7 protein-coding genes and 1 tRNA gene are annotated in these 6,563 nt (G+C 44.9%); 4 read left to right on the forward strand and 4 right to left on the reverse strand.

Annotation, left to right across the window (positions count from 1 at the left end; genetic code table 11):
- Positions 1-98: 98 nt before the first annotated feature.
- The 4 genes from AC4PME_RS07190 to AC4PME_RS07205 form a co-directional block, all read right to left on the reverse strand.
- Positions 99-992, reverse strand: coding sequence for a hypothetical protein (locus AC4PME_RS07190; RefSeq protein ID WP_491045568.1), 894 nt, complete (start codon positions 990-992; stop codon positions 99-101).
- A 13-nt stretch (positions 993-1,005) separates the two neighbouring features.
- Complete coding sequence (locus AC4PME_RS07195; RefSeq protein ID WP_491045569.1) at positions 1,006-1,809, reverse strand: hypothetical protein; 804 nt, start codon at positions 1,807-1,809, stop codon at positions 1,006-1,008.
- Entirely contained in the window at positions 1,802-3,049 is a 1,248-nt protein-coding gene (locus tag AC4PME_RS07200; protein WP_491045570.1) for an integrase domain-containing protein, read from the reverse strand. The genes AC4PME_RS07195 and AC4PME_RS07200 overlap by 8 nt, the downstream gene beginning before the upstream one ends.
- 160 nt (positions 3,050-3,209) lie before the next feature.
- Positions 3,210-3,286, reverse strand: a tRNA-Val gene (locus AC4PME_RS07205).
- Positions 3,287-3,491: 205 nt separating this feature from the next.
- Here AC4PME_RS07205 and AC4PME_RS07210 point away from each other — a divergent pair.
- The 4 genes from AC4PME_RS07210 to AC4PME_RS07225 all read left to right on the forward strand — a co-directional run.
- The gene (locus tag AC4PME_RS07210; protein WP_119501653.1) at positions 3,492-3,980 is read left to right on the forward strand and encodes a MarR family winged helix-turn-helix transcriptional regulator; all 489 of its coding nucleotides are present in this window, start codon (positions 3,492-3,494) and stop codon (positions 3,978-3,980) included.
- A 129-nt stretch (positions 3,981-4,109) separates the two neighbouring features.
- Complete coding sequence (locus AC4PME_RS07215) at positions 4,110-4,463, forward strand: RidA family protein (RefSeq protein ID WP_491045571.1); 354 nt, start codon at positions 4,110-4,112, stop codon at positions 4,461-4,463.
- A gap of 43 nt (positions 4,464-4,506) precedes the next feature.
- The gene (locus AC4PME_RS07220) at positions 4,507-5,652 is read left to right on the forward strand and encodes an alanine racemase (RefSeq protein ID WP_491045572.1); all 1,146 of its coding nucleotides are present in this window, start codon (positions 4,507-4,509) and stop codon (positions 5,650-5,652) included.
- Positions 5,653-6,031: 379 nt separating this feature from the next.
- Positions 6,032-6,563: TonB-dependent receptor plug domain-containing protein (locus AC4PME_RS07225; RefSeq protein ID WP_491045573.1), on the forward strand; the 532-nt coding region annotated here is incomplete at its 3' end.

Here is a 6,563-nt window from a genome sequence, read left to right on the forward strand (position 1 = left end):
GTCGTTACCTGTGTTAGTGAACAAGCACATGACAACATATTGTATTGCGAAACTAAGCCTAGTTTCCCATAGGTGTAAAAATTCGTAGATAAAAAAATTTACGGGGCACTATTTGCTGACGACTTATTGCCATCTACAACAAAATCATCAACTTGTCTAATACACGCGTCTTTTGACGTTCCCTCCGGACATAGCGCTCTTACTTCCCCGCAATAACCTGTTTTCCCTTGCTCGGCTTTAAATATGCATTCATGTGCAGCTACACATGCATCAAAACCCGCAATAGCGGTACAAGTTTTTACAAAAGAAACTAAATCGGGACTATTTTTAATAAGGCCTTCATAACGCTCTGTTAGCAGCTTCAATTGGAACGCACTACCATCTAATTTGTAATCCGCGAAAATGCCCTTATCAATTGCGCCCGCGTTCGGACAATACTGTTGCCAACCCTCTTGAAATTTATCGCGTTCGAAATCGAGGGGATAGTTGCTGTCAATTGCGAAAAGCTGCTTAAACTCCCCATCTAGCTCAAAATAGATTTCTGCACCAATTTCCAATTCATCTTCATCTATGGATGAAAGAATAAAAAAACGTTCAAGCGGACCATATGCACCCATTCCATTCTTAGCTGAATAATAACCACAATATGACACACCTCTTACTCCGAGGTCTTGAGATGAAGAAGCTAGAAGAAAACCAGCTCTGCCCCTAACGTAAAATGCATCGAACACGGTTTGGCTAAAATTTACTTCTTCCGGATATTTGAACACGGATCGGAGAGGGGCTTCTAAAATTCGTATGATGTCTGTTTCAAACTCTTTAGATGAGTCTTTGATTCCAGCCTCACCTCCGCTTTCACCCGACTCAACGGTTTGCTGAGTTGCGACTTCATTATTAGTAGATACAACATTCTCAAAAACTGCAGAATCATTTAACAGAGTGGCCAAAATTGCCACCAATAATAAGATCTTCACAACTTCCGGTTTATTCATAATTCTTCCTTGGTTACAAACTTAATAATTTAATACCGCTTAAATTTTTATAAAGGGATCTTTCCAATACAGAATCCTTAATGGGCCTTAATTTTTTTAAACTTTCTCCAGCTTCTGAAATCATTGCACTAAATGTTGATTCATTACATAACGGATCCTCTTTATCCGTTAGTTCAATCTCAATAATTAAATCAACGTTTCTATCACTAAGCTTTAGCGTCGGCCCTGCTTTTTCACAATTTTCACATTGTAATCTCAACCAATCGTAAAAACTTATACCAGTGGTTTGTCTCCAGCTCCCATTAGGATTGACTGCTAGATATGCCGCAGCAAGATAAGTTGCTGGCGCTCGTATTCGCTGCTTGCCATTACCATCATCTGTTCCTGCAATTTTCAGAACATCAGCACTCTTTACTACTATTTGTTCAAGGCCTATCTCCAATGTTTGGTTCCCTTTAAATCGAGCAGGGCCTCTTGGAACTGGAGAGCTAAAGTCCGGATCAATAGAAGTATTAGTTCGCTGGTAGCTGACAAAGTTACCATTGAGATCGACTAAACCACCTGATGCTGGTGGTGTAATATGAATTGCTGCAGAACAGAACCTTAATTCTCTTATATGTGCAGGTGTTAATTCAAGAAATGAGCTCTTACTCTGTCCTTTGTAAGTTATCTGAGAGTTAAACTGCTCAGCGGTGTAACAAACCCACAAAGTCAGTTCATCTTCACCAGCTAATGCAAGAAGGTTATCAACTTCGGTTTTTAAGCGCTTCGCAGCCTCTTTGAGCAAGATAAACTCTGGTTGCGGAATTTTAGCCATTAACAAGCCTCAAGTGCTTTTCAGAATTTGCTAAGCTCAGATTTCCATTCGCTGCAGCATCAATAAAGTCTGACCACCAGGCCATCATGGACTTCCTTCTCTCTACGTAGGTGGCGCGGTTGTAAGCGCTTCTGATTTTATCGCTGTCACCATGGGAAAGTGCCGCTTCAATTAGATCATAATCGAAGCCCTGTTCATTCAAAGTGGTACTAGCTAGCGCACGGAGGCCATGTGCCACAAGCCTGTTTTTGAAACCCATTCGTTTTAGGGCTGTATTCGCCGTCTCCCTACTAGCATGGCTTTTCGGATTTCTGTGCGAAGGAAATACATATTCACGATGGCCACTGATAGGTTTCATTATTTCGAGCAATGCTATACTTTGGGGAGACAATGGCACGATATGTTCTCGCCCCATTTTCATTTTAGAGGCTGGAATAACCCAAAGTGACTCTTTGAAATCTATTTCCGCCCATTTGGCAGTAACAGCTTCCCCCGGCCTACACATAGTATGTAGTTGCCACTCTATTAGACACCTGGTCGGCAACATTATCTGAGCGAAGTTAAGCGCCTTCATGAGTTCCGGGAGCTCTTCAGGTCGAAGGCTAGGCATATTTCTAACTTTGTTAGATGGGATCATTTGTTTAATACCCACCAGCGGATTGTGATGAATAAGACCAGCATTCACGGCAAAGGTCATAACACTATTCATGCGCTGAGCTACCATACGGGCCATTTCATATTTCTCACGTTTTACTAAGCTCTGAAGGAGTTCGATGGCTTGCGGAGCCTTAATGCAATCGATAGGGACCTTTCCAAGTTTGGGGAATATGTGATTGTCTAAAGAGCGCCACATTCTATCAGCGGTTTTGTCAGTCACCTTTGAACGATGAATTTCAAGCCATTTCTCTGCTACGACTTTAAAAGTATTAGATTGAGATTCAGCTTTTTTTGCTGCGGCTTCTTCACGATGTAGTTTGGGATCAATATTGGAGGCTAATAACGTTCGGAATTCACCTCGCTTTTCACGCGCATTAGCCAAAGAGACATCAGGGAAAGAACCCAGGCTTATATCACTACGCTTTTTGGTAAATGGCTTGTAGTAGTTGAATATCCATAACTTGGAGCCGTTTGGTTTGACGCGCAAATATAGCCCGCCACCATCTGCAAGGTTATAAACCTTATCCTTAGGCTTAGCTTGAGTGACTTGAGTAGGGTTTAGCGGTTTCGCAGTGCGAGCCATAGTAGTATCCAACGCTTAAATGTTGACCAGTACTACTATCGATACTGCTATAAAAAATGATTTTAGACAACGTCAAATACGTACAATGATGACATAATCAACTATAAGTCAATGATTTAGAAAAGGATAAAGTCGATAATGATGATTTTGCTATGTAATCTGGTGCGTCTACCCTGACTCGAACAGGGGACCTCTACCATGTCAAGGTAGCGCTCTAACCAACTGAGCTATAGACGCATTTGAGGACGTTCCGCGATTGCTTGGAACGGCGCGTATAATAGCGATGCAGTCTGGCCGGCGCAAGTAATTTTTTAAAGAAAAGCGCGGTCGCCGGTATTATGAGCGGTTGTTGTTCAATCTCTGCGCACTTCTACTCTGCCCTGCAATCTTGTGCTAGTGTTTCCCCTTGATTCTTTTCATTTTTCAGCAACGTTACACACCTATGAATTCAGATATTATTGACAGCCTGCTTGCGGACTGGGCGAAACAAAAACCGGACATGGCGGGAACGGGAATGGCGGCCAGTGCGCGCATCATTCACCTTGGCAACCGTTTTGAACAGAACGTAAACCAGTTTCTAAAAACACATGGCATCAATTATACCGACTTCGACATTCTCGCCACATTACGACGCAAAGGCAGCCCTTTTCAATTGTCACCCGGAGAGCTGCAAAAATCCGTTATTTTAACCTCAGGCGCAATGACAGCCTGTCTGAAGCGGCTGGAAAATAAAGGGCTGGTGAAACGCACGGTGTCAGACGGTGATCGCAGAGGCGTTAAAGTCACGCTGACAACAAAAGGTAATACACTGATAGAAGAGTCCATTGCCGGCCGGTTTGCGCTGGCAGATAAATCGGTCTGTGCGCTGGATGAATCAGAACTGTCCACGTTAATTACCCTGCTCAGAAAAATATCCCTCAGTTCCGGTTAAGGTGCTCCCGCAGCACACCGTGCTGAATAGCTAAAACAAATTGCATACTTTTATCTTCATATAAAGATAAATAGCTCGAATCACTTTTAATTTGTGCTTATGATAGAAAAAAGACAGAGGTTAAAGTGAATGAATATCGTAACTGAAAACGCACCATCTCCCGGCGGGCATTATGTACAGGCGTTCAGGTCCGGCAATATGCTGTTTATTTCCGGACAGCTCTCCTTTCCCCCGGCAGGTCCTGCGGCCATCGCACAGGACTTCAAAAGTCAGGCCATTCAGGCTTTCCGGAATGTTGAAGCCATTTTAAAAGAGGCAGCATTACCTCTCTCCTCACTGGTTCAACTGCGAGCATACATAACAGGCGTGGAAAACTGGCCTGTATTCGACGAAGTCTGTGAAGCAGTGCTGGGAGCGCATAAGTGTGCCCGTGCTGTTTTGTGCCTGTGCCGGAACTGCATTATGGCTGCCAGCTGGAAATAGAAGCGGTGGCGAGTTATGAAAATACCACAGCGGAGGCTGCGCAATGACAGAGAAGCGAACACTCAACACCATAGATACGCCGTCTCTGATCCTCGATATCAAAAAAGTTAACGCCAACATTAAAAGGCTGAAAGACCACCTGTCCCCTTTCAATGTTTCGTTCCGTCCACATCTGAAGACATCCAAATGCATTGAAGTCGCGCGGATGATGATGTCGACGCATTCAGGCCCGGCAACCGTTTCCACATTGAAAGAAGCGGAGCAATTTTCTGCCGGTGGCGTGACTGATATTTTATACGCAGTGGGCATTGCACCGGGTAAATATCAGCGTCTGGCCGCCCTCGCAAAAAATGGCACGGGAATTACAGTGGTACTGGACTCAGTAGCACAGGCAAGAGATCTTGCAGCTTACTGTACCGCCAGTGAGTGTGAGTTTGGTGTGCTGATTGAAATAGACTGCGACGGTCACCGCTCAGGCGTAAAACCTCATGATTCAGCCACGCTGACCGCTATCGCCGGTGAACTGGCAGGAACGCCGGCAAAGCTTAAAGGGGTGATGACACATGCCGGTGCCAGTTACAGTGAGTCAACATCACAGGCGCTGATTGAATGTGCTGAACAGGAGAGAAAAGCGGTAGCCGGGGCTGCTGATATTCTCAATAAGGCCGGCTATCCCTGCGAAATCGTCAGTGCCGGTTCTACACCAACCGCCCATTTTGCCCGTGACCTGACCGGCGTGACAGAAATCCGCGCCGGCGTATTTGCGTTTTTTGATCTGGTCATGGCGGGGATCGGCGTATGCCAGCCTGAAGATATTGCTCTGTCTGTGCTGACAACGGTTATCGGCCACCAAAAAGAAAAGAATTGGATTCTGGTAGACGCAGGCTGGATGGCTATGTCCCGGGATAAAGGCACATCAAAACAAAAAGTGGATCAGGGATACGGCATAGTATGCGATATCCACGGCCATATTTATGACGACTTACTGATGGTCGATGCTAATCAGGAACACGGTATACTGTCCCTTCGCAGCAGCAAAGGCACCCTGCCGGATTTACCGGTAGGCACCAGACTGAGAATTTTACCCAATCACGCCTGCGCCACAGCAGCGCAACACCCTCAATATGAAGTCACAGAGGGTGAAGATTTATCGGTAATTCATCAGTGGCAACGTTTTTATGGCTGGTAATAAATGCATCGTATAATTTCCGGATACCAGTAACACCTCTTTTCAATGAAAATGGTGCTGAATCAGTAAAAAAGTTGTCATCAACCTTTTGTGTTAATGACATTTTTCAAATTGATTTTTGAAACTGGTCGTAGATAACCATCACCTCATCGCACAAATCGTCTGCGAAGCTGCAGAAGCATAAAATGCCGCGAATACTCTCGCGTTAACATTTTTGGCTGTTTGCAGCGCGTCTTTCGACGCATTTCCAGCGACTACCTTCCCGTATACTGATTGTGGAAGGTTAGTCCGGGTGACAATCAGACTGCAAAAGCAGCGTAAAAACATAACACCGGAGTCCTTTTGCCGTTGAATATAAATACATGGAGAACAACGCGTGATGAAGAAACCCGGAATTTTTATGGTGTCTGTGCTGACAGCCTCTGTCAGCATGGCGCTTACGGCAAGTGTAAATGCTCAGGAAAAAAATGCATCAGCAGATGATGTTGAAAAAATTGAAGTCGTCACCCAGCGTCAGCCTTATCGTGGCGACGTTCCGTTAAAATCATTACCCCAGAATGTGGATATCGTATCCGGCGAGCTGTTAGAAGATACCGGTATTAATGATTTACAAAATGCACTGGACTTTACCAGTGGTATCGCCCGCCAGAACAGTTTTGGTGGCTTGTGGGACAGTTTTGCCATTCGCGGATTTGCCGGCGATGAAAACTTACCTTCAGGCTATATCGTTAATGGTTTCAGTGCAGGCCGTGGTTACAGCGGTCGCCGTGACACCTCCAACATTCAGTCTATTGAAGTGTTGAAAGGCCCGGGTTCAGCCCTCTACGGCCGCAGTGAGCCCGGCGGTACGATTAATATCATTACCAAAAAACCTCAGTTTGATGAAGAAGGGTATATTCAGGCGACAGTGG

This window comes from Alteromonas sp. (genome assembly GCF_984505615.1).